General features: G+C 38.3%; 19 protein-coding genes and 1 other RNA gene. 12 read left to right on the top strand and 8 right to left on the bottom strand.

From position 1 onward, the window contains the following. Window positions 1-18: 18 nt before the first annotated feature. On the top strand, window positions 19-1,134 hold the full coding sequence (locus ACXAGS_RS11295) for a serine hydrolase domain-containing protein (protein WP_474906826.1): 1,116 nt from the start codon (window positions 19-21) through the stop codon (window positions 1,132-1,134). Window positions 1,135-1,462: 328 nt separating this feature from the next. Here the strand turns inward: ACXAGS_RS11295 and ssrA are convergent. Further along, window positions 1,463-1,863, bottom strand: a transfer-messenger RNA (tmRNA) gene (gene ssrA, locus ACXAGS_RS11290). A 270-nt stretch (window positions 1,864-2,133) separates the two neighbouring features. Between ssrA and ACXAGS_RS11285 the strand changes: the two genes are divergently transcribed. The 5 genes from ACXAGS_RS11285 (at window position 2,134) to ACXAGS_RS11265 (ending at window position 5,673) form a co-directional block, all read left to right on the top strand. Further along, entirely contained in the window at window positions 2,134-3,339 is a 1,206-nt protein-coding gene (locus ACXAGS_RS11285; protein ID WP_474906824.1) for an NAD(P)-dependent oxidoreductase, read from the top strand. Window positions 3,340-3,407: 68 nt separating this feature from the next. Then, entirely contained in the window at window positions 3,408-3,662 is a 255-nt protein-coding gene (locus tag ACXAGS_RS11280; protein ID WP_474906822.1) for a hypothetical protein, read from the top strand. A gap of 215 nt (window positions 3,663-3,877) precedes the next feature. Continuing rightward, window positions 3,878-4,333: a COG2426 family protein gene (locus ACXAGS_RS11275; RefSeq protein ID WP_474906821.1), complete on the top strand. Its 456-nt coding sequence runs from the start codon at window positions 3,878-3,880 to the stop codon at window positions 4,331-4,333. Between the two features lie 94 nt (window positions 4,334-4,427). Further along, complete coding sequence (locus ACXAGS_RS11270; RefSeq protein WP_474906819.1) at window positions 4,428-5,294, top strand: DUF808 domain-containing protein; 867 nt, start codon at window positions 4,428-4,430, stop codon at window positions 5,292-5,294. Window positions 5,295-5,301: 7 nt separating this feature from the next. After that, window positions 5,302-5,673, top strand: coding sequence for a DUF1801 domain-containing protein (locus tag ACXAGS_RS11265; RefSeq protein WP_474906817.1), 372 nt, complete (start codon window positions 5,302-5,304; stop codon window positions 5,671-5,673). A gap of 11 nt (window positions 5,674-5,684) precedes the next feature. Here ACXAGS_RS11265 and ACXAGS_RS11260 read toward each other — a convergent pair whose 3' ends face one another. The 3 genes from ACXAGS_RS11260 to ACXAGS_RS11250 form a co-directional block, all read right to left on the bottom strand. Further along, window positions 5,685-9,503, bottom strand: a complete 3,819-nt coding sequence (locus ACXAGS_RS11260) for an FG-GAP-like repeat-containing protein (protein ID WP_474906816.1) — start codon at window positions 9,501-9,503, stop codon at window positions 5,685-5,687. A gap of 152 nt (window positions 9,504-9,655) precedes the next feature. Then, entirely contained in the window at window positions 9,656-11,212 is a 1,557-nt protein-coding gene (locus ACXAGS_RS11255) for a PepSY-associated TM helix domain-containing protein (protein WP_474906814.1), read from the bottom strand. A gap of 7 nt (window positions 11,213-11,219) precedes the next feature. After that, a complete protein-coding gene (locus ACXAGS_RS11250; RefSeq protein ID WP_474906812.1) occupies window positions 11,220-11,507 on the bottom strand; it encodes a hypothetical protein in 288 nt (95 codons plus the stop codon). 87 nt (window positions 11,508-11,594) lie between these two features. Here ACXAGS_RS11250 and ACXAGS_RS11245 point away from each other — a divergent pair, with 87 nt between their 5' ends. After that, a complete protein-coding gene (locus ACXAGS_RS11245) occupies window positions 11,595-11,792 on the top strand; it encodes a hypothetical protein (RefSeq protein WP_474906811.1) in 198 nt (65 codons plus the stop codon). 51 nt (window positions 11,793-11,843) lie between these two features. Here ACXAGS_RS11245 and ACXAGS_RS11240 read toward each other — a convergent pair whose 3' ends face one another. The 3 genes from ACXAGS_RS11240 to kdsA all read right to left on the bottom strand — a co-directional run bounded on the left by ACXAGS_RS11240 (window position 11,844) and on the right by kdsA (window position 15,925). Beyond that, window positions 11,844-12,560, bottom strand: coding sequence for a DUF4198 domain-containing protein (locus tag ACXAGS_RS11240; protein ID WP_474906809.1), 717 nt, complete (start codon window positions 12,558-12,560; stop codon window positions 11,844-11,846). Between the two features lie 75 nt (window positions 12,561-12,635). Beyond that, the gene (locus ACXAGS_RS11235) at window positions 12,636-14,966 is read right to left on the bottom strand and encodes a TonB-dependent siderophore receptor (protein WP_474906807.1); all 2,331 of its coding nucleotides are present in this window, start codon (window positions 14,964-14,966) and stop codon (window positions 12,636-12,638) included. 140 nt (window positions 14,967-15,106) lie between these two features. Beyond that, window positions 15,107-15,925 (bottom strand): 3-deoxy-8-phosphooctulonate synthase, encoded by an 819-nt coding sequence (gene kdsA, locus ACXAGS_RS11230; RefSeq protein ID WP_474906805.1) that lies wholly within the window; start codon window positions 15,923-15,925, stop codon window positions 15,107-15,109. A gap of 70 nt (window positions 15,926-15,995) precedes the next feature. Here kdsA and ACXAGS_RS11225 point away from each other — a divergent pair, with 70 nt between their 5' ends. The 5 genes from ACXAGS_RS11225 to ACXAGS_RS11205 all read left to right on the top strand — a co-directional run bounded on the left by ACXAGS_RS11225 (window position 15,996) and on the right by ACXAGS_RS11205 (window position 20,801). After that, window positions 15,996-16,538 carry a hypothetical protein gene (locus ACXAGS_RS11225; protein WP_474906803.1) on the top strand — a complete coding sequence of 181 codons (543 nt, stop codon included), beginning with the start codon at window positions 15,996-15,998 and terminating at the stop codon, window positions 16,536-16,538. A gap of 83 nt (window positions 16,539-16,621) precedes the next feature. Then, window positions 16,622-17,212 carry a hypothetical protein gene (locus ACXAGS_RS11220; RefSeq protein ID WP_474906801.1) on the top strand — a complete coding sequence of 197 codons (591 nt, stop codon included), beginning with the start codon at window positions 16,622-16,624 and terminating at the stop codon, window positions 17,210-17,212. Window positions 17,213-17,289: 77 nt separating this feature from the next. Further along, entirely contained in the window at window positions 17,290-17,862 is a 573-nt protein-coding gene (locus ACXAGS_RS11215) for a sugar O-acetyltransferase (protein WP_474906799.1), read from the top strand. Window positions 17,863-18,020: 158 nt separating this feature from the next. After that, window positions 18,021-19,817 carry a translational GTPase TypA gene (typA, locus tag ACXAGS_RS11210; protein WP_474906797.1) on the top strand — a complete coding sequence of 599 codons (1,797 nt, stop codon included), beginning with the start codon at window positions 18,021-18,023 and terminating at the stop codon, window positions 19,815-19,817. A gap of 84 nt (window positions 19,818-19,901) precedes the next feature. Further along, window positions 19,902-20,801: a hypothetical protein gene (locus ACXAGS_RS11205; protein WP_474906795.1), complete on the top strand. Its 900-nt coding sequence runs from the start codon at window positions 19,902-19,904 to the stop codon at window positions 20,799-20,801. A 73-nt stretch (window positions 20,802-20,874) separates the two neighbouring features. Here the strand turns inward: ACXAGS_RS11205 and ppgK are convergent, their stop codons facing one another. After that, window positions 20,875-21,636, bottom strand: a complete 762-nt coding sequence (ppgK, locus tag ACXAGS_RS11200) for a polyphosphate--glucose phosphotransferase (protein ID WP_474906792.1) — start codon at window positions 21,634-21,636, stop codon at window positions 20,875-20,877. Between the last annotated feature and the right edge of the window lie 68 nt (window positions 21,637-21,704).

Raw genomic sequence — 21,704 nt, 5'->3', positions numbered from 1 at the left:
AAATAGTATTAAACAATTATGTACAAAATTTTAGTTGCAACCATTTCCATACTGCTGTCCCAAATTTCTGGGGCGCAAGAAAATTCATTTGTTCCTAAATTTCAAAACGATGGGTGGACCATAAATCAATCCTTAGCGAATAATCAAACACTAACGGTAATGGACAGTTTAGTAACCGCCAATGACTTTAAACAAATAACAAGTATTGTCATAGCTCACAAAGGCAAGTTAATTTTTGAAAACTATTACAATGAGAGCAATGATGCCACGCTTCATAACACACGTTCGGCAACGAAAACCATAACAGGAACTTTAATTGGTTGCCTTATTAATGACAAGAAACTTGTGTCTGAGAAGGAGTTTGCATCCAAGTATTCCAAAAGAGAAAATATTTATAATCCAGACGTTAGAAAAGACAGCATAACTATTGAAGATTTGCTTACCATGTCTTCGATTTTGGAATGTGATGATTGGAACGAACAACAACTTTCTAGGGGCTATGAGGAACGAATGTATTTAGTAGAAGATTGGGTTAAATTTTATTGGGATTTACCAATAAAGGGTTACCCAGAATGGGCAACAAAACCCGAAGATTCTAAATATGGTAGAAATTTTAGCTACTGTACCGCAGGCGTTGTTGTGTTGGGTGATGTTATCAACAGTATTTCAGGAGGTTTAGATAAATATGCTAAAAAATCTATTTTCGATAAACTAGGAATCACAAAGTATCATTGGCAAATGACACCAATTGATATTCCAATGACTGGCGGGGGACTAGGACTGCGAAGCAGGGATTTACTGAAAATAGGACAGTTATATTTAAACAAGGGGCAATGGAACGGAAAACAAATTATCTCAAAAGACTGGGTAGAAAAATCAACCACACCAAAAGCAGAATTTCAAGTTGATAGAGCATATGAATATGGTTACTTGTGGTGGTTAGCGGATTTTGATAATGAAAAATCATACTTTATGACAGGAACTGGTGGAAACAAAGTAGTTGTTTTTCCAGATTTGGAATTGGTTGTGGTTTTAACAAGTACTTATTACAATGGTGGAATGAAATCACACAATCAAACAACAAAATTGTTGAATGATTACATTGTACCAGAAATTAAGAATCTTCAAAAATAACCACGGTCAACAAAGAACAGCGATAAATACTAATGCCTTTCCATATCACCTATAGACCCAACTTCTTGGGTGTAGAATTGAAGAATAAGAATTTATTCACGCTTGTTTTATCCTAAGCGGATTGCTTTTGAAACTGTCAACGATTCTGTCAACTCAAAAAATAAACCCCCGTAAACACTAGGCTTACGAGGGTTTAAATGTGGAGCCGGAGACGGCCAAGCGTTAAGAAAAGGTCTGGTAGACCTTTTTAGTGCAGGAGCGGGCTTGCCGCCCAGGCCTTCGAATACCGTAGGTAAAACGCAAAAAGCCACCCATAAGGTGGCTTTTAAAGTGGAGCCGGAGGGATTCGAACCCTCGTCCAAACAAGCAATAACTGAGCTTTCTACATGCTTAGTCTTGGTTCATTTTTCGACTTAAGACCGACCCAAAACCGCCTATCTTAAGCTTAGCTTCTTTAGTTTAGAATTGTTACCGAAGCACAAACAATTCGGTGTTGACTTTTATGGTGCTCCTAAACTGGTCGCCATCAACAAGGGCTACCATGGAACATTCAGCTTTCGCGCCTTGCGCGACTAGGCTTGGACTTACTATAATTCAGTCAATTAAGCAGCTAAAGCGTAGTTAGACTCGCCATTTAAAAAAGTTGAGACATTGTATTTACGAGCATCATTCTCATAGCTCGGCATGCTTACACCGCCATTGGTCTCGCTGTCAAAACCGGTCGGCCCCATAAGTAAGTCAGTAAAAAAACACTGCCCACTTTTTTCAAAGAACAGAAGGGCGTTCCCTGCCTTGGCAGGTCGGGCTTTTGGCAGTCGCTTTCTATTTATCATTTTCATGAATAAAAAGAAGAGCTCCAACAAAGCCGCAATCCCTAACGCACGTTTTCCCTTTCGGTAAAACGGACCGCAAAGGTAAAGGTATTTCATCAAACAACTAAAAAGTTTGTACAACCTTGGCAATCTAGGTAATTTAGGCAAAAATTATACCACAACTGCAATGAAATTCGGAATCATACAAGAACGTAAAAATCCACCAGATAAACGCGTAGTATTGCCGCCAGCATTATGCCAGACCGTCATGGAAACCCATCCAGAAGCGCAACTAGTTGTAGAGCCATCGCCTATTCGGGTTTTTAAGGACCAAGAATATAAAGATGCAGGAGTGCCGGTGCAACATGCCATGGAAAGTTGTGATGTGCTTTTGGGCGTTAAAGAAGTGCCAATAGATGCATTGTTGCCTAATAAAAAATACTTTTTCTTTTCGCACACCATAAAAAAGCAACCTTATAACAGGGATTTACTAAGAGCTGTGTTAGAAAAAAACATAGAATTGTATGATCATGAAGTAATTACCAATACCCAAGGGCAACGCTTAGTGGCTTTTGGTAGGTACGCGGGTATTGTAGGGGCGTACAACGGTATTAGAACTTTTGGTTTAAAACAACAATCGTTTACCTTGCCAAAAGCAGAACACCTTAAAGACCAGGCGGCACTAATAGCAGAACTTAAAAAAATTACATTACCAGCCATTAAAATTGTGCTTACCGGTATGGGTAGGGTAGGTAATGGTGCTAAAGAAATGCTAGATGGTATGGGTATTAAAGAGGTTAGCGTTGCAGATTATTTAGGCAAGGCATACCAAGAGGCGGTGTATTGCCAAATAGACGTATTAGATTACAATAAACCCAAAGACGGCTCAGAAGGGGATAAGCAAGAGTTTTTTAAAGATCCCTCTGGGTATGCCACTAATTTCTTTCGTTTTGCCAAAGTATCAGATATGTTTATTGCGGGGCATTTTTACGGGGATGGTGCTCCTTATTTATACACAAGAGCAGATGCCAAACAACCAGAATTTAAAATAAAAGTGGTTGCAGATATAAGTTGTGATATAGATGGGCCCGTAGCAAGCACCATTAAACCATCTACTATTGCAGACCCAGTTTATGGTTATGATCCCAAAACAGAAACCGAAGTAGATTTTTTACAACAAGATGCTATAGCGGTTATGGCGGTAGATAATTTGCCTGCAGAACTACCAAGAGATGCCAGTGGCGGTTTTGGAGAAGCTTTCGTGGCACACGTAATTCCTGCCTTTTTTAATGGCGATAAAGATGGAATACTGGAAAGGGCTAGAATGACTCAAAATGGAAAACTTACCGCCAAATATGAATACTTGCAAGATTATGTAGACGGTAAAGCGTAACGCTTGGGCTAAAATATAGAGGGCATTTCAATTTTTTAGTTAGTTTTGTTTTAACAATAAATTAACAAATGAAATTTAATTGGATTGCCCCCTCTAATTCTACCGTTAATTTTGACCAACATAAGCTTCGGTTAGAATATCAATTAAGGCCAAAGCTGGTTCAATTTCTTTTAAAAGAATTGGATGAAGAATGTTGTGTGGATTTTTCTTGTTTTGTGTTTGATGTTTATTTGGATACTGGTAAGGTGGTAATTGCTAAAGAAACTCCTGAGCTTTATGCTGCAAAAATCTCCAAGGGTTTTAAGACCAATTTTTTAGCCTAGTACCTTGCCTACTATTTTGTAATGGTAATTATTGAAAGCTACTTTTTTATCCTGTATTGACTAAGGAAAACAGTTTTTCTACTTACCATGTTAAAACTGTACTTGCCCTTAAACTTTATTCTAGCTCACTTAAACGATAAAAGAGATAATTAATAATTTTTTAAGGAGCAGAACTTAAATTCCTTACTAGTTTTGCAGGCTCTAAACTATAAAAATTGCTTAAAGAAATACTTATAGCGGCACTTTGGAGCATTTCTCCATTTGGAGAGGCCAAGGTGGGTATTCCCTACGGTATGTATCAAGGAATTAACCCCTATTTGGTGTTTGTAGTTTGTTTTGCGGCCAATGTGTTGGTTTTTCCATTAATGATGTTTTTTTTAGAGTACGTAAACAGGCACTTGGTAAAATGGCGTTTTTATAAGAAATCTGCTGTTTTTGTTGGGCAAAGAGCTAAAAAGGGCTCTGGAAACAAGATTAAGCAGTACGGTTTTCTAGGTGTTATCCTCTTTGTTATGATACCGCTTCCTGGAACAGGGGTTTATGCCGGCAGTATTGCGGCATATCTGTTTAAGATGGAAAAAACAAAGGCATTTATGGCCAATACCATTGGCATCTTTTTATCGTCCTTAATTATTTGGGTGGCCACCTTTATGTCTTTAAAAGGTTTATAAGTATTCTCTTTTTTTGCTTTTAAGACCACCTTCTAGGTAGGATTTATTTATTTTGCGGAACAACTAATTAAATCACTAATCTTAAATTAAAAATATGGCTTCTGGTTTTTTTGCTGTTTTAGATGATATCTCTGCTTTAATGGATGACGTGGCCTCCATGAGTAAAATAGCAACAAAAAAAACAGCAGGTATTCTTGGAGATGATTTAGCCGTAAATGCAGAAAAGGCAACCGGGTTTTTATCTAGCAGGGAAATACCAGTTTTGTGGGCCATTACTAAAGGTTCCTTTTTAAACAAGCTTATTATTTTACCCATAGCTTTTTTATTGAGTGCTTATTTTCCTGTTGCAATAACCGTAATATTGGTATTGGGTGGAATTTACTTGGCTTATGAAGGTGCAGAAAAGATTTACGAATACTTTTTTCATAAAGGCCAACATGAAGATGCACAGAAGCCTACGGAGGTAGCAGAACAAGATTTACCGCAATTAGAAAAAAAGAAAATTAAAGATGCCATAATCACGGATTTTATTCTCTCTGTAGAGATCGTTATTATTGCTTTAAGCACGGTAGTAAATGAAACGTTGACCATACAGATAGCAACCGTTTCTATTGTTGCATTGCTAGCAACCGTTGGTGTATACGGAATAGTTGCATTGATTGTACGTATGGACGATTATGGTGTTCGTCTCATCAATCTAAATGAAGAAGAAAATAGCTTTTCTGATAAAGTTGGTAAGTTATTGGTAAATGCTTTACCCGTTATAATTAAAGCGTTATCGGTTGTGGGTACATTGGCACTTTTATTGGTTTCTGGGGGTATTTTTAATCATAACATTGCGTTTTTTCATCATTTATTTCCTGCTTTACCAACCATGTTAAAAGAATTCCTATTAGGCTTGTTCATTGGTTTGGTAGTAGTGTTGATCATGCAGGCGGTTAAAAAGATATTTAAAAAATGATTTTAAAATGAATCCAGCAGAGGCCTACATACTTAATCAACCAGAACCGTACCGCAGTATACTACTGCACTTACAAATGACCATCCAGAGTATAGTGCCCGATGTAGAAATAAAATACAAGTGGAATATTCCTTGTTTTTATGTAGGTAAGAGCCCTATATGTTATTTAAATGCTTCGCACAAAAAACAATATGTAGATATTGCGTTTTGGAACTCTGCACATTTGACCAAACATTTAGATAAAATGAATTGTGAAAAGCGTAAAGTGGTAAAATCACTTAGGTATTCTTCCTTAGAAGCCATAGATGATCGTGTTCTTCAAGAAGTACTAGAAGAAGCTTACCAGCTTAGGGGAAACGGATTTTACAAAAAAGAGTAAACCAGTTATTTCTAATCACGATTTACCCTATAGGTTATACGTCTATTCGTAATAACGGTATTAATACGAACACTTAATACAACTGGGTCTGAGATAGCATTGGTACACACAAAAGTTGAGCTACTACCAACAATTCTATATGTATTCCCATGATCTGCATTTGTTGGGTTGGTTATGGTCAAGGTTTGTGTAGTGGTACCACCGTAAATACCACCTTCAACCAAATTTTCCCAAGTGGTACCATTAAAAAGTTGCCATTGATAGCCATCTGCATCTGTAAAATTAGCCGTTATGGTTCCAGAGCATCCTGGGCAAATTGTAGTATTGGCGGGTTGATTGGTAATTGTAGGAGCCGTACCAACCTCTGTATAATCATAAAGGCCGTTGCCATCTGCATCAATAGGTGTAGTATAGCCATCCACACCAGATGTAACCACACCGTCCAAAGAAACCGTTAATGGGATATCTCCTAAGTAACCATCATCGTTGTTATCTGTATATCCAGCTTCATTCACATCTGCACAGCCGTCCCCATCGCTATCTAAGTTTTGAAAATCGGGTAAACCATCTCCATTAGTATCCGCCACAATGTAAGTAGTGGTTTGGTTGTTAGGATTGGTCTGTAATGCATCGGCAATACCATCTGCCCCTACGGCACCAGTTAACATGCCATTGGTATGTGCAAGATTATGGCCAGCTTCTACAACATCAAATATCCCGTCATTATCACTATCTAAATCTAGACGGTCCACAATGCCATCGCCATCCGTATCCAAATCTGTACAGAATTCTCCAAAAGAATCCATATTGTAAGCTAAAAATGCTGTGTCTGCGCTATTGTTCAAGGTAAGGCGCATTAAGGCTACATTGCCTATATTGGAGGCATCCAAACCAAATTCAGATAATTCTAATGTGGCCATTCTAATATTTTTTGTTACGTTAATTTGCCAGGCGCTTCCATTGGTTTGATAGACATCGTAACGTTGAGAACCAATTACGTTAGAAAGTTCTCCACCTCCTAATGAGGTAACCCTAACTTGGTTTCCTACCGGATTACCTGCTGCATCAAAGAAAGCAATGTTATGATCAACAGTAGAACTTATCTGAGCTACTTGCGTAATTAAAATATCGGGTAAACCATCATTAACCGCAGCTATATTAATAGTAGAAATATTAAAGAACCATGAATCAAAAACGTTAGCTATTCCCGTGCCTAAATCTAGGCCTCTTGGCCCGTTGGTAAGTAATGGGTTTAACGGATCCGTAGCCAAGTTTGCAACTACGGTAGAGCCTAGAGCACTACCTAGTGTACCATCATTTAAGGCAGATTCTAATGCCACTTTATTGGTAATATTACTATTAGGTCTAAAGGCACGCCACTCCATTTCCGCAGTGGTTATATTGCCACTGCCATCGCCATTGGTATCTACGGCATCATACCTTCCGTTGCTATCCGTGTCTAGCATATTGGTATTAACAACGCCTGTGCTATACAGATTTCCTCCAGAACCAAAGGCCAATAAATTATGGCTTAAATTAGGTTCAGTTGGATTTATAGCTGAAGAGGAGGAGTACCAATAGCCATTGTAGTCCGTATAAATTTCATCTACCGCAGTACCACCTAAAACTGTTGTAGGTATTCCCAATACCCCAGGGTTTGTGGTAGAACATTGTTGTTCGTCAAAATCTGAAATTCCATCATTATCATCGTCATAGTCGCAAATGTCGTTAATGCCATCTCCATCCGTATCTACACCCGTGGGGTCAGAGCAGGGTTCGTAAACTGTTACCGTTGCCGTGTCTGATTTTCCTTGCGCTGCACATAAATTATAGGTTTCGTCAACAATGGTATACGTAAAGGAAGTAGAACCGGGAAACGGATTTGCTTCATTATACGTATACGTAACCAAGCCATTGTTGGCATCATCTATGGTAACAGAACCCACGGATGGTTGGGTAATACTTTCTATAAAAAAGTTTTCCCCATCCGGTTCTGTATCATTGGTAAAAAGGTTTATTTGTATAGATACACTATTGCCATAAGGTATGGTTACCAAGTCATCTTCCGCCTCTGGCGTATTCAGGTTTTGTATGGTTTCTGCGTTTGTTGTGGTTATATTATAATGATTGGTGCCAGCAATGGTAGCAGGCTGCGCCACCCCTGTAGCAATCAATCTAGTAATTCCCTCTTCTGGGTCGTTAAAATTTGGATAGCGAACTTCAATAATATAGGTTTCGTTTTCCCCTAGGGGCAATCCAAAATGTACGGTTTCTGGTTGTTGGGTACCATGACCATAAACTCCGTTTACTTGTCTAAGCCCACTTACGATATTTCCACTACAATCTCTTATTAATACGTTAGTTCCTAGGGCGATCCTTCCGGCAAAACCTCCTGTGTCTCCATTGGAGGCACGGTCCTCTATAACGTTTACCATTAAGTGGTTATTTCGGTTTGCCGCTGCTAGGTTGTTTATCCATAGTTGGTTGCTAGAACCATTAATGTTCATATATATGTCTAAATCCCCGTCATCATCAACATCAACCATTGTGGTACCTTCACCATCATTGGTATTAAATGTTTCTGGATCTAGACTAAAATTCATAGCGCTACCACTACCAATAACCCCTGGGGCTGGAGTGGGGCTATTTAATTGGTTTATATATAAATAACTTCTGTTTTGCCCAACAAGTAAAATGTCTATATCGCCATCATTATCTATATCACCACCGGCTAAGGCGTCTATTCTGTTAGAAGAGCTACCGTTGTTACTATTATTGGGTTGCGGTAAACCAGGAAAAACACCAGTTCCTAAGGCGGTCCAAGTACCATTGCCCTCGTTTCGGTAAATTTGGGTTAATCCATTTTCTGTCCAAACAGCATCTAAATCGCCATCGTTATCCAAATCCCAAAGTCCATTACCACCTTTGTTGCCATTGGCAGCTTGTGCCAAATCAGACCCATTGGTAAAAATTCCACCTTGATTTAAAAAAAAGTCGTTCTCATCTCTTTTACGCATAAAAATATCTACCCAACCATCATCATTGGCATCTGCGGCCGTTCCAAAATCTCCATCGGTAGCAAATTGGTTTAACCCAAAATTTACCACACCATTTCCGTTGCCAGTAGTTATATGGGTAAATAATAATGCTGCAGTTGGGTTGGTTACTGTGCTATTGGTATGGTCTATATAATTATTACGTAGAATTTCTATACCGTAATTGTGGCTATCAAAAAAGATGTCTAAATCTCCATCGCCCTCAAAATCAAAAAATCCCGCGCCCTCTGCGTTCATTGGGTTAATAGTAATAGTATGTCCATTTCTACCTACGGTTATTGGGTTGGTACCGCCAAGGGCATCTCCAAAGGTGCCGTCTAAATTTTGTAGAAAAATTTGCAATGCAGGTGGTGATGGGTTGCCACCAGAATTACCGCTAGAGGTTATCATAAAATCTGGACGGCCATCATTGTTTAAGTCTCCCCATGCTGCTTGGCGTTCTGCACGGGCATTTAAGATTCCAGGAGCAAGTGTTGCTTGTACGTTGGTAAAAGTGCCATCTCCATTGTTACGCATTAAACGTGCTTTTTGCGAGGTGCTATTTACCAAAACTAAAACATCTTGGTCGCCATCCAAATCAAAATCTGCCCAAGCATGCCCTCCATCTTTACTTTGACCAATATTTAAATTGTAACTGGCAGCACTTTCAGTAAAAGTAGTCTGGGCACTAAGCTGTTGTATATTACAAGTAAAAGCTAGAATAAGGTAAATTAAAGTGGCCGGTTTTTTTAAGTAATATATGTAATGGATTACACAATCGCTAAATTTGGTCATTATAATGGTTTAGGTTGATACTATAAAATTGATAGTATTTAAACCTAGGCTAAAACAAATGTTGTGAAACAGTGAATTACACGAGTGATTTGCAAATAATTGATTGTTAATGACTTGAAAAATAGGATTAGGCGAAAAATTCTTGTAATCCTTTACGTGTTAATTATTTTTGATTTAAATTTTATTTTGAAAAGACCTACCCAGCTGGCAATTAAGCCCAATCCTAAAAAAAGTAAGTCTACAAATAAAATTTCCTTATATCCGTTAGCTACACTTATCCACGGCCAGTTACCAGTACTAAACCAATTTGTAAAAGGAACAACTAAACTTAGTATACCACCAGATACTAAACACCATTTATTGGTAAAGTTGATGTTTTTCTTAAACGTGAAAAACAAACTCAGCAACAACCAACTAATAAAATAGGTTTTAAAAATGAGTGAACGCTCTACGCCATACAATTTTGTAACTATAAAGGTTAGGGCCGTTACCGGTAGCATGCTTAAACAGATAGCCATATAGCTATTGGCAACCCAATGGTTAAATCGGCGTCTTTTCTCTGGTATGTTTTTTTTGTTTCGTGCTACCAGCCAAATTAGGATACCAGAGATAATTACCACACAAGAAATTAAACCTAGGATAAAAGAAATAAAACGTAGTGCCAGACCACCATAGTCTCCCAGATGTAATCTGTATAGAATGGTCTTGGCACCATCTAGATAGGTATTATTGGTTTTAGCAACTTTTTCATGCGTAATAGACTGGTCTGCCACATTATAGATTCTATAACCATACCCACTAAACTTTTTATTGTATGCGGTATTACCACTTAAGGATACGTGCATATTGGCATCACCATAATTAAACATGTGTACTTCCGTCAATTGAAAATCTGGCCAATCTGCCAGCGTTTTTTCTATTAGTGGATTTATTTTTGGTGGATGTTCTAATGGGGTATAGGTATAATCAAAATGTGGATCCGTATACTCTAATTCCTCATATAGTTTATTTTGGTCACCATTATACAAACCATAAACCAGAGGAAGCATTAAAATGCCTTTTAATAAGAAAAAAGCACCGGTTAAAGCATAAATAAACTGAAAAGGAAAACCAATAAGGCCCAAGGCGGTATGTGCATCTGTCCAAATGGTTTTAAGTTTTGCCGAGGGTCTAAACGTGTAGAAGTTGCTTATGATTTTATCCCAATGTATCCAGATACCGGTAAATAAGGCAAACAGAAAAAACAGGGCAACAAAACCAGATAAATAACGGCCATAAGGGTAAGGAATTTGGTCTAGAAAGTGTAAACGGTAAAGGAACTCTCCCAAACCATAATTGTCTAGATACGTACTGGTGGTGCTATCAGTTGTATTTAAATAGAAAAAGCTAGGCTGTTGTAGTTCTTTATTTGCAAGGCTGTCTGCACTGGCGCTAATATTAACGGTAAAAGTTGGTTCATTGTAGTAGTGTGTTAGCTCTATCTCTCTTCCTTGCAAGGGGTGGTTTTTAGAAATCGATTTTACATAAGCGTCAATGTCTAAAGGTAAATGGTCTGTAAACTGCGTATGGCTATTTTGTTCCCAATTGGCAATTTCGTCCCTAAAAAAGGAAAGTGAGCCTGCAAAGAATATAACATAAAGCGCAGCACTTATTACTATGCCGCTAATAGTATGCGTGTGGAAAAGTATATTGTATATGCGTCTTTTCATTATTGGTCTAAACGTTTGGTCCAAAATGCACTAAGCCGTAGCACAAAGCACTAATTAAAAGATATATGCCCAAGATTTTTAAGCCGCTCTTTGCCACAAAAGCAATCATCATTAACACTACCCAAAGTATAAAAGCAGAATAGGTACTGGTGATAATTACTAGCGTACGGTCTAACCAAGTAGCCAGTGCCATATGCAGCGATACGGTTACTAGGAGTCCGCCCAAAATAGCTGCGGTAATTTTGGAAATTCGTGATCCAATATTTGGATTTAGGTATTTAGGATTAGCAGGCATCAGAACACACAATTTTCTAAGAATACAAGGACAAAAAACACTGGGAAAACAACTATTGGACCAAGCAATTTTAATGGGGCCAATAAAATGACAAGACTTGCAACCGTCATCAGAAAAACCAAAAAGACAAAAATACCAGTGGTAAGTCCAAAATTGAACAAGGTGCAGCCCAAGGCCAAGCCAAGAAAGGTGAGTCCTAATCCTATTTTTAAAACGGGATTAGGACCTAACATGGGCTCAAAACCTAATATAGGTACTGGTTGCATTTTCTTAGAGGTGCTATAGCATAAGGAAAACCCAGCTAGGAGTAATAAAATACATAGGGTGGTCATGAGTCTAGTTGTTTATGCAATAGGTGGCACAATGCCAAATAAACTCGTACTTGTCATTTTTATAAATGCCGGGAACCTCCTCGTTTTTGGTGGTCTCAATTATAAACTTGGTGTTCCACGGCATTGTAAATTCTACTTTTCCTGTAGCATCTGTTTCTAAAGTTTTAGACCATAAATCCGCTACGTATATTTTAACCTCATGGTTTACCAATGGTGCATTTTTATACAGCACTTGTAAGGTAACCTTATCATTGGTATTGGCTAGTTGTTTAATGGCAATGCCTTCTGTATTTATCGTTTTGGTATCGCTATCATCCAATCCAACCTGAACCTTTGCAGTACTATGGTAATGCGTTTTAAAAATACCGAAATCGTATTGTGTGTAGTCTATTACATCAATTTCATTATTGTTTAATGCTATGGTGTATACTCCATTGGTGGTTGGGGTAAATTGGGCCAAATAATGATTGTCCTTGGCTTGGGTTTCTAAGACTGTTTTAGTACCGTTTGGATGTACCAACCAAAGGGTAAAGTTAGCAACCGCGGGAAAAGCTTCCCCAGTTACTTTTTCAATAACACCATAGGTATATTCTCCAAAATGGACTTTTATCTCTTGCGTATTGCCAATTTTTCCTTTGGGTGCGGTATCTACCCATAAATAGTGGGCAAAAGAGGTAAAGCAGCTTAGGGCTAAAACTAATGTTGTTATAATTTTTTTCATAAAAAAAGGATTTAAAAGAGGTCCCCAGTTGCCCGGGGACCGGTAAAAAAAACTAACTCAAACTAAACAAGAAGGTTAAAAATTGTAGGTAACGGAAAGTCTCCCGTTAATACCAGGTTCTGACTGCCAGTACAGATATGAACTATAGGCAGATCCAGAGTAGAGGTATTCATCCAATAAATTATTGATGTTTAATTGCACTCTAAAGTTGTTGTTTTGCCACGAAAGCGCCCCGTCTAACCTAAAGTAATCTGGCAATACAGATTCGTTATCTGCTCCCCATTGCCATGTAGAACGGTCTATTTGGTATTGGTATCCTAAAGAAGCGCCAAAGCCCTTAAATTTAGAACTGTTAGCAAACTTATAATTTAACCAGCCATTGGTCATGTGCTTGGCGTGGCCTGCAACGCGATTACCAATATTTTCTGGATTGCTGTCTTCTGTTATTTCAACATTGGTGTTGGCATAATTAAGCACCACATTAAGTTCTGGGGTAACCTCTCCCTGTAAGTCAAACTCTATACCTTTAGATTGTATTTCACCTAACTGAATGGAAAAATTAGGGTTGTCCGGGTCTGCTGTAAGTACGTTTTCTTTGGTAATAACGTAAGCGCCTAAGGACGTGGTTAGTTTTCCGTCAAAAAAACGTTTTTTAATACCACCTTCAAGGTCATTTCCTTTAACAGGGTCAAATTGTTCCCCCGTAGCACTTACACCAGCATTTGGTGTAAAAGCTTGGTCGTACAATCCGTACACACTTAAGCTCGGTAAAATATCTATGCTTATACCAGCTCTAGGCGTAAATATATCTTCGTTTTCCGTAATCCCTATAGTGGCTAAATTGGTGTATCTCCCTGCAAGAGTTAAACGAACTTTATCTTCCATAAAGCCAATTTCATCCTGAAAATAAAACGAACGATTAGTAAAACCGTAGTTGTATACGTTAGGTCTAAATTTTACGTATGCAGAACGGTTAAAAACGGGCAAAACGGTATTGCCATACTCTGGATTGTAAATGTTAAAAGGTTGTGCAACGTCTACTATGCCAAATTGATTAAAATCTGCCCAATATTCACGTTCGGTAAAGTCGAATCCACCCAATATCTTGTGGGTAACACCACCCGTATAAACCGTTCCATTTAAGTAAGCTTGTGCAAATTTGCCAATAGATAGCGCGTCCCAAATGCTGTTGTAACGTATGGCATCTCCAGTGGCATCGTCTAATGACCATAGCCAAGTAGAGGTGCCTTCTTGATCATAACGTAAATAACCAAACTTACCTTCTAACGCCCAATCTTTATTAAACTCGTGTTTTATGTTAGTGAATAAGGTAACTTCTTGAATGTCGGTTGCAGGATAATTGGTATCTACAAATTTAAAATCACGGTCCAAGCTTCCGTAACCATCTGCCACTGGGGCAAATACATAGGCAGCACCTAGTAAGCTTTCTGCTTGTTGCATATTTAATTCTGCTGTTATGGCAGTTTTATCACTAATGTTGTAAGTAAGGGCAGGTGCAACACCATAGCGCGTTGTAGTTTCGTTACCTCTATGGGTGTCATTACTTTGGTACATGGCGTTTAAACGATATAACAGTTTGCCGTTAGTGGTAAGTTTGCCACCAAAGTCAAAACTACCTCGGTAAAAATCATAACTACCAGCCATAACATTTACACTAGCAATAGATTGTTCTGTTGGTTTTTTGGTTACCACATTATAAAAACCACCTGGTTCGCCTGCAGCCATCATAAAGCCAGCCGGACCTTTAACAAATTCTACCTGCTCTACAAAAGCCATATCCTCGGACAATGGACCCCAAGAGTCTTGTACGTTAAATCCATTTCTAAAGGCGGGTAAACGGAAGCCACGCATGTTCACTCGAGCAAAATTACCCCAGTGCTCTAGCAGTGTAACCCCACTTACGTTACGGCTAAGCCCCTCCATGATGTTGGTTACTTGTTGGTCTTTTAGTAATTCGCCCCCAATTATTTGAATGTTTTGCGGAAGCTTTGCTACTTCTGTTTGTAGTCTTAAAGAAGAAGAAGGAGTACGTTGTACATATTTGTTGTGATGCCCTTCTACCACCACCTCTTCTAATTGTTCTTGGTTTTGTGCTAATAGTATGCTCCCCAATTGTAGGTTGGTCGTATTAGGGCTTATTTTCTTTTTGATGGTTTTATAACCAACCGCGGAGAAGAGTAGGGTAGTGGGTTTGTTTTCTGAAATTTTAAGGATAAATATTCCATCTTCTTGCGAGTTAGTTCCATTAGTTGAATTTTCCTCTATTACAGAAACCCAAGCAACGGGTGAACCATCTGTATCAACTATTTTTCCACTCACTGTTATTTGTTGCGCAGTTGCCCAGAATCCTAAGAGACAAAGGCAGCTAAGTATATTATACTTCATGCTATTTGATTGTTATTTGTTATTGGTCTAAATAAAAACAAGACAAATGTACATGAGGGTGCTATTTATTCAAAATTTATTTAGAATAAATAAAAATAATAATTTTAGATATAGGCATTTTTAGATATTAAAAAACTGATTTATAGTGAATTAATGGTTTTTCTTATAGCGGTTAAATCGGTAAGAATTTTTTCAAGAAGACTTAAATCTAGCATGTTTGCGCCATCACTTTTTGCATTTTTTGGGTCAAAATGCGTTTCCATAAAGATGCCATCTACACCTGCGGCAATACCTGCTCTGGCCATTGTGCCAATTAATGCCGGCCTACCACCAGTAACGCCAGAAGCTTGGTTGGGTTGTTGTAAAGAGTGGGTTACGTCTAAGACCACGGGAGCATATTGTTTCATGGTAGGTACGCCCCTAAAATCTACAATCATATCTTGATAACCAAACATGGTACCCCGGTCTGTAATCCAAACTTTTTCGTTATTACTTTCCTTAACCTTATTTACGGCATGTTGCATGCTTTCTGGGCTCATAAACTGTCCCTTTTTCAGGTTCACTACTTTACCCGTTTCCGCGGCAGCAACCACTAAATCTGTTTGTCTTACCAAAAATGCTGGAATTTGCAGCACATCTACATATGCGGCAGCCATGGCAGCATCGGTAACTTCATGAATATCTGTTATGGTGGGTACTTCAAAAGTTTCAGATACTTTTCTTAATATTTTAAGCGCTTTCTCATCGCCAATTCCAGTAAAAGAATCTACTCTGCTACGATTCGCTTTTTTAAAACTTCCCTTAAATACGTAAGGTATCTTAAGCTTATCCGTTACCGTAACAATATGCTCTGCAATACGCATGGCCATGTCTTCGCCCTCTATGGCACAAGGCCCAGATAGTAAAAAGAAGTTATCGCTTTTGGCATGTTTTAATTGCGGTATTAAAGAAAGATTCATAATCTAGAATTTTAACAAAGATACTTTTTTGGCTCGTTATTTGATAAGCTAAATGCTTAAACAATCCATCATGAAAATCATATACACTACACTTATGGCCCTTGGCCTATTTATGCCTGTTATGGCACAGAACAGACAGGTAGAAGAATCGCAAATAACACTTAATCTGCTGTTGCCCGGCGTAATTTATGAGGCAGCTGTAGGAGAAAAATCTACCATGGCAATAGAAGGTACTATTGGTTTTCAATATGTGGAATCTTCGTTTTCAGAAAGCGGTTTTGGCATTTACCCCATAGGTCGTTTGCAGTACCGGAACTACATAAATTTTGATAGACGGTTGTCTAAAGACAAGAATATTGCCGGTAATTCTGGGAATTATATAGCACCCTTGTTGGCCATACAAGGCGGAAAAGCATTTATTGGCGATTTGGATTATTACGAGGACTACTTTGCATTGGCAGGGGCAGTTTACGGATTGCAGCGAACTGGTAAGAAAGGGTTACAGTTTCGATTTGAGGTTGGGCCTGCATATCACTTTTCGGAATACGATGGCGGTTTTGCTATAGCTACCGCCTTAAAACTGGGGTTTGTACTTGGAAAATCAAGACGATAAATGATAAGTTAAAATCCTAAAAATTAGCTAAAGGCGACCGTTATAGGGCATAAGAAAATTAACTTATGCCCTAAACTACCATCATGAAACGTATTATTTTGCTTGTATTTTGCCATTTGGCATTACAAACCTTGCAAGCACAGTACCGCCTAAGTGAAAAAGGTTCTGGGTTACTACATTTAGAAAAACACCAAGTAACCTTCAACCTTTTAGGCCCCGGATTTAGGTATGAGATTGGTTTGCTACGCAACGTAACCGCATCTACTAGTTTTTCACCTGGTTTGGCAACGTATCAAGAAGGATACACTTTTGGTTACGCATGGCATACCCGTATTAGATATTACCATAATATACAAAGGCGTTTGGACGCCAATAAAAATGTAATAGGCAATTCTGCCAATTATTTGGCTCCCGCCCGTTCTATCTTCTGGGGAAAATTACAACTGTCTCAAAACATGGTGCCGGATAAGGACTTTGCCGTGGCATTTTATGGTGGGGTTTATGGTATACAACGCACCAATAAAAAAGGATTTAATTACAATATAGAAGCGGGGTATGGTTATTACCGTGGCGATGGTGTTTTAAATGGTCATGGGCCAATACTAAACTTTACTTTTGGTTGGGTGGCCACTAAGCGCAAAAAGCAGCAGGCAGATTTTGGAATTAGTTATTAACGCCTTAATAGTTTAATGATAAGAATGGGTTCGTTTTAAAAGAAGACGAACAATTAACAAATCAGAATAACTTTTCTATGACAGAAAAACAAAAAATGCTTGCAGGCGAATTTTACGATTCCAGAGACGTAGAATTGTTGAATACGTATCATAAAGCCAGAAGGTTATTACAGCAGTACAATACGTTAGATTCCACTTTATTGCAAGAAAGAGCGCGTATTTTAGAAGAATTATTAGGAGGTGTGGATAAAGGCGTTTGGATAGAAACACCTTTTTTTTGCGATTATGGAGAGAACATTCGTATTGGTGAAAATACGTTTGTAAATACCAATTGTATGTTCTTGGATGACAATAGTATAATTATAGGTAAAAATGGACTAATAGCTCCTTATGTACAGATATATACCGCGAGCCACCCGCTAAAAGCATCGGAACGAATAATTACCACGGAGAATGGTTCTAGTTATTTAACTTCAAGCAAGCCGGTAAAGATTGGTGACAATGTTTGGGTTGGGGGCAATTCGGTCATTTTTCCTGGGGTTACCATTGGCGATAATGTAACCATTGGTGCGGGTAGTGTCGTAAATAAAGATATTCCAGACAACGTGCTGGCATTTGGCAATCCCTGTCAAATACAAAAGAAGTTATAAAGGGTTGTAATTATATTGATTTATCAGTGCTATATCTTGATTTTCTATCAATAGATCGCCCAGTAAAGTTGTTTATTTCTAAATTCAGATTATTTTTTTGTTAGGTAAAATAAGAATGCAAAAAAAACAATGTAATTTTGCGCCCTTATTATCAGAAGATGCAGAAAATCAAGAACATCGCTATTATAGCGCACGTAGACCACGGTAAAACTACCTTGGTAGACAAAATTATGTTTCACTGTCAGTTGTTTCGTGAGAACGAAAACAAAGGAGATTTGATCTTGGACAACAACGATTTGGAACGAGAAAGAGGAATTACAATTGTTTCTAAGAACGTTTCCGTTATCTATAAGGATACCAAAATTAATATCATTGATACTCCTGGTCACGCCGATTTTGGTGGTGAGGTAGAGCGTGTACTAAATATGGCAGATGGTGTTCTTTTGTTGGTAGATGCTTTTGAAGGCCCTATGCCACAAACACGTTTTGTTTTGCAAAAGGCCATTGAATTAGGGTTAAAGCCTTGTGTTGTTGTAAACAAGGTAGATAAAGAAAACTGCGACCCAGAAGGTGTACATGAGAAAGTATTTGACTTAATGTTTGAGTTGGGTGCGGAAGAATGGCAATTAGATTTCCCTACCGTTTATGGTTCTGCAAAGAACAACTGGATGGGAGAGGATTGGAAAAAACCAACCGAAAATATTGAGCCATTGTTGGATATGGTTTTAGACCACGTTCCAGAATTTAAACCAGAACAGGGTACTACACAGATGTTGATCACCTCTTTAGATTTCTCTTCTTTTACAGGGAGAATTGCTATTGGTAGATTACAGCGTGGCACGTTAAAAGAAGGGCAACAAGTATCATTGGTTAAGCGAGATGGTAAAGTTGTAAAGTCTAAAATCAAAGAACTTTACGTTTTTGAAGGTTTAGGTCGTGTAAAAGTAGAGCAAATTCAAACCGGAGATATCTGTGCTATTGTAGGTATGGAAGGTTTTGAAATTGGCGATACCGTTGCAGATATAGAAAACCCAGAAGCGCTAAAGACTATTGCAATAGACGAGCCTACCATGAGCATGTTGTTCACTATTAATGACAGTCCATTCTTTGGTAAAGACGGTAAGTTTGTTACTTCTAGACACATTAAAGAACGTCTAGAAAAAGAATTAGAGAAGAACTTAGCACTAAGAGTGCAAGAAACAGATAGCGCAGATAAATTTTTAGTATTTGGGCGTGGTGTATTACACTTGTCTGTACTGATAGAAACCATGCGTAGAGAAGGGTATGAGCTACAAATTGGTCAGCCACAGGTAATTATCAAAGAGGTAGACGGTGTAAAGTGTGAGCCAATAGAGCAATTGACTATAGATTTACCAGAAGAAGTATCTGGTAAAGCCGTAGAGATGGTATCTATTCGTAAAGGTGAAATGGTGAGTATGGAAGCAAAGGGTTCGCGTATGCTATGCGAATTTATGATTCCTTCTCGTGGTATTATTGGACTAAGAAACCAACTATTAACAGCAACAGCGGGTGAAGCTATAATGGCGCACCGTTTTGTGGAATACCAACCGCTTAAAGGAGACATTGCAGGTAGAATCAACGGTTCTCTTGTTTCTATGGAAACCGGTACTGCAATTCCTTATTCTATTGATAAATTGCAAGATAGAGGTAAATTCTTTGTTGATCCGGGAGAGGATATTTATGAGGGTCAGGTAATTGGTGAAAACTCACGTCAGGATGATATGACGGTAAACGTTACCAAAACCAAAAAACTTTCTAACGTGCGTTCTTCAGGAGCAGACGATAAAGCTAAGATTGTACCAGCAATCAAATTTTCGTTAGAAGAAGCCTTGGAATACATACAGAAAGATGAGTATGTAGAGGTAACGCCCAACCACTTAAGGTTAAGAAAGGTATATCTGAAAGAGGTAGATAGAAAACGTAACAAAATATAATGCAAAAGCCCCGATGAAGATCGGGGCTTTTTTTTAGATAGGTTTTACAGTCTTGCCCGACTATTAGTGCTTAAAATGGACAAAATGAAACACTTAATTAAAGGTATTGGGGTGACCGCCCTATTAATCAGCGTAATAGCTTGTAAAGAGCAAAAAAAAGAAACTGAAGTAAACGTTCTGCCAGATCCAACAGCGGTAGAAAGTAGTGTAGCCATACCGGATACTTGGATTGCAAATAGGGTTAAAAAAGCAAAAGAACGCCTAACCGCGTCAGCGGCTGGCAGCGTAATTTGGAAGTCCATGGAAGCGCATGGCGGATTGGATACTTGGTTTGAAAATGGCCCCTTGGGCATGCGTTTTAATTATCAGCCTTTAGAAAAAGATAAAACGCAGCGCGACAGTTATGAAATTGTGGACCCGTGGTATAATAGGGTAGTGCACACCAGTACTACAGATAAGGAGGCTACATTTGGTTATACTGGAGAAACAGCATGGATAAAAGCAGACTCTACCGCCTTTGCTTACGACACCAAATTTTGGGCATTAACACCACTTTATTTGATGGGGCACCCTTTTGTAGAAGATGGAGAAGGCGTTAATTTGGAATTATTGCCAGACGTCACTTATAAAGATAAGAATACCAAGGTTGTTAAAGTGACATATGATGCGGGTACAGGAGATGCTCCAGACGATTATTATATTTTACATTTTGATGCAGACACATATTTATTAATGGCAACTAGATACATTGTGTCTTATCCAGAATACTTTAAAGATGGTGGGCACAATCCAGAAAAATTCATGGAGGTTGGCGAGTTGGTAAATGTGGACGGTATTCTATTGCCAAGTCTATTAAAAACACACTGGACCGTAGATGGCCTACCTGGAGAATACATTACCAAAATAGAAATTAGCGATATGGAGTTTGTAACCGAATTACCAGAAGACTTTTTTGAAATGCCAGAAGACGCAAAGAAACTTTAGGTATACGTAGCATCATAATTAAAAAAAAAACCAGCAATTGTTGGGGCTTTTTTATGGATAATTTTAATATTGATTATTCGGTAAGATGGCCATGGTGTTGCTCTCTTAAACAAGCAATTGCAGCACCTATAATACCAGCATGGTTCATCAATTCTGCTTGTACAATATCTGCCTCTGTTTCCAAAAGATGACCAAATTGGTCCCATTTTTTAGAAATACCACCACCCACTATTAGCAAATCTGGGTTAACCAACAGTTCTACATAGTGTAGAAATTTATTAAATCTTTTGGCCCATTTTTCCATGCTTAAATCATCACGTTCTTTAGCAAAATTAGAGGCGTACAGTTCTATTTTTTTATATTTTTTATAAGGTATTTGGCCCAACTCAAAATTAGGTAACAACTGCCCGTTAAAAAAAGCACCACTACCCAATCCCGTTCCCACGGTAAGCATTATAACCAAACCGTTTTTTCCTTTGCCCACCCCGTAGTTCATAGAAGCGTAACCAGCTGCATCGGCATCGTTAAGTACGGTAAATTCGTGGCCTGTGGTTTCTGTGAGCAATTCATCTATATTAACACCTACCCAGCTTTTGTGTAAGTTTCCTGGGCTCATGCATACCCCATTTTTAACTATAGTAGGAAATCCACAACCAACAGGACCTTTATAATCAAAATGATCTACAATTTCTTTAATGGCCTTGGCCATGTCTTTTGGCTTTTTAGATTTTGGGGTAGGTACTCTAAAGCGTTCCGTAAGCATTTCTCCAGTTTCTGCATTTACCAAGGCGCCTTTGGTTCCCGTACCGCCAATATCTATTCCAAGAAGTTCCATATAAAATTTTAAATCAATTTTAACAAAGAAACAAAAGTTGAAGTAATAAAAAAAAGAAGTTTTGTTGG

The sequence above is a fragment of the Croceivirga sp. ABH4_376 genome, from assembly GCF_056160685.1.
This window is presented reverse-complemented; position numbering and strand designations above follow the sequence as displayed.

Coding starts and splice junctions, on each gene's coding strand:
- ACXAGS_RS11295 (WP_474906826.1), top strand. CDS start 19: ATGTACAAAATTTTAGTTGCAACCATTTCCATACTGCTGTCCCAAATT.
- ACXAGS_RS11285 (WP_474906824.1), top strand. CDS start 2,134: ATGAAATTCGGAATCATACAAGAACGTAAAAATCCACCAGATAAACGC.
- ACXAGS_RS11280 (WP_474906822.1), top strand. CDS start 3,408: ATGAAATTTAATTGGATTGCCCCCTCTAATTCTACCGTTAATTTTGAC.
- ACXAGS_RS11270 (WP_474906819.1), top strand. CDS start 4,428: ATGGCTTCTGGTTTTTTTGCTGTTTTAGATGATATCTCTGCTTTAATG.
- ACXAGS_RS11265 (WP_474906817.1), top strand. CDS start 5,302: ATGAATCCAGCAGAGGCCTACATACTTAATCAACCAGAACCGTACCGC.
- ACXAGS_RS11260 (WP_474906816.1), bottom strand. CDS start 9,503: ATGACCAAATTTAGCGATTGTGTAATCCATTACATATATTACTTAAAA.
- ACXAGS_RS11255 (WP_474906814.1), bottom strand. CDS start 11,212: ATGAAAAGACGCATATACAATATACTTTTCCACACGCATACTATTAGC.
- ACXAGS_RS11250 (WP_474906812.1), bottom strand. CDS start 11,507: ATGCCTGCTAATCCTAAATACCTAAATCCAAATATTGGATCACGAATT.
- ACXAGS_RS11245 (WP_474906811.1), top strand. CDS start 11,595: ATGACAAGACTTGCAACCGTCATCAGAAAAACCAAAAAGACAAAAATA.
- ACXAGS_RS11240 (WP_474906809.1), bottom strand. CDS start 12,560: ATGAAAAAAATTATAACAACATTAGTTTTAGCCCTAAGCTGCTTTACC.
- ACXAGS_RS11235 (WP_474906807.1), bottom strand. CDS start 14,966: ATGAAGTATAATATACTTAGCTGCCTTTGTCTCTTAGGATTCTGGGCA.
- kdsA (WP_474906805.1), bottom strand. CDS start 15,925: ATGAATCTTTCTTTAATACCGCAATTAAAACATGCCAAAAGCGATAAC.
- ACXAGS_RS11225 (WP_474906803.1), top strand. CDS start 15,996: ATGAAAATCATATACACTACACTTATGGCCCTTGGCCTATTTATGCCT.
- ACXAGS_RS11220 (WP_474906801.1), top strand. CDS start 16,622: ATGAAACGTATTATTTTGCTTGTATTTTGCCATTTGGCATTACAAACC.
- ACXAGS_RS11215 (WP_474906799.1), top strand. CDS start 17,290: ATGACAGAAAAACAAAAAATGCTTGCAGGCGAATTTTACGATTCCAGA.
- typA (WP_474906797.1), top strand. CDS start 18,021: ATGCAGAAAATCAAGAACATCGCTATTATAGCGCACGTAGACCACGGT.
- ACXAGS_RS11205 (WP_474906795.1), top strand. CDS start 19,902: ATGAAACACTTAATTAAAGGTATTGGGGTGACCGCCCTATTAATCAGC.
- ppgK (WP_474906792.1), bottom strand. CDS start 21,636: ATGGAACTTCTTGGAATAGATATTGGCGGTACGGGAACCAAAGGCGCC.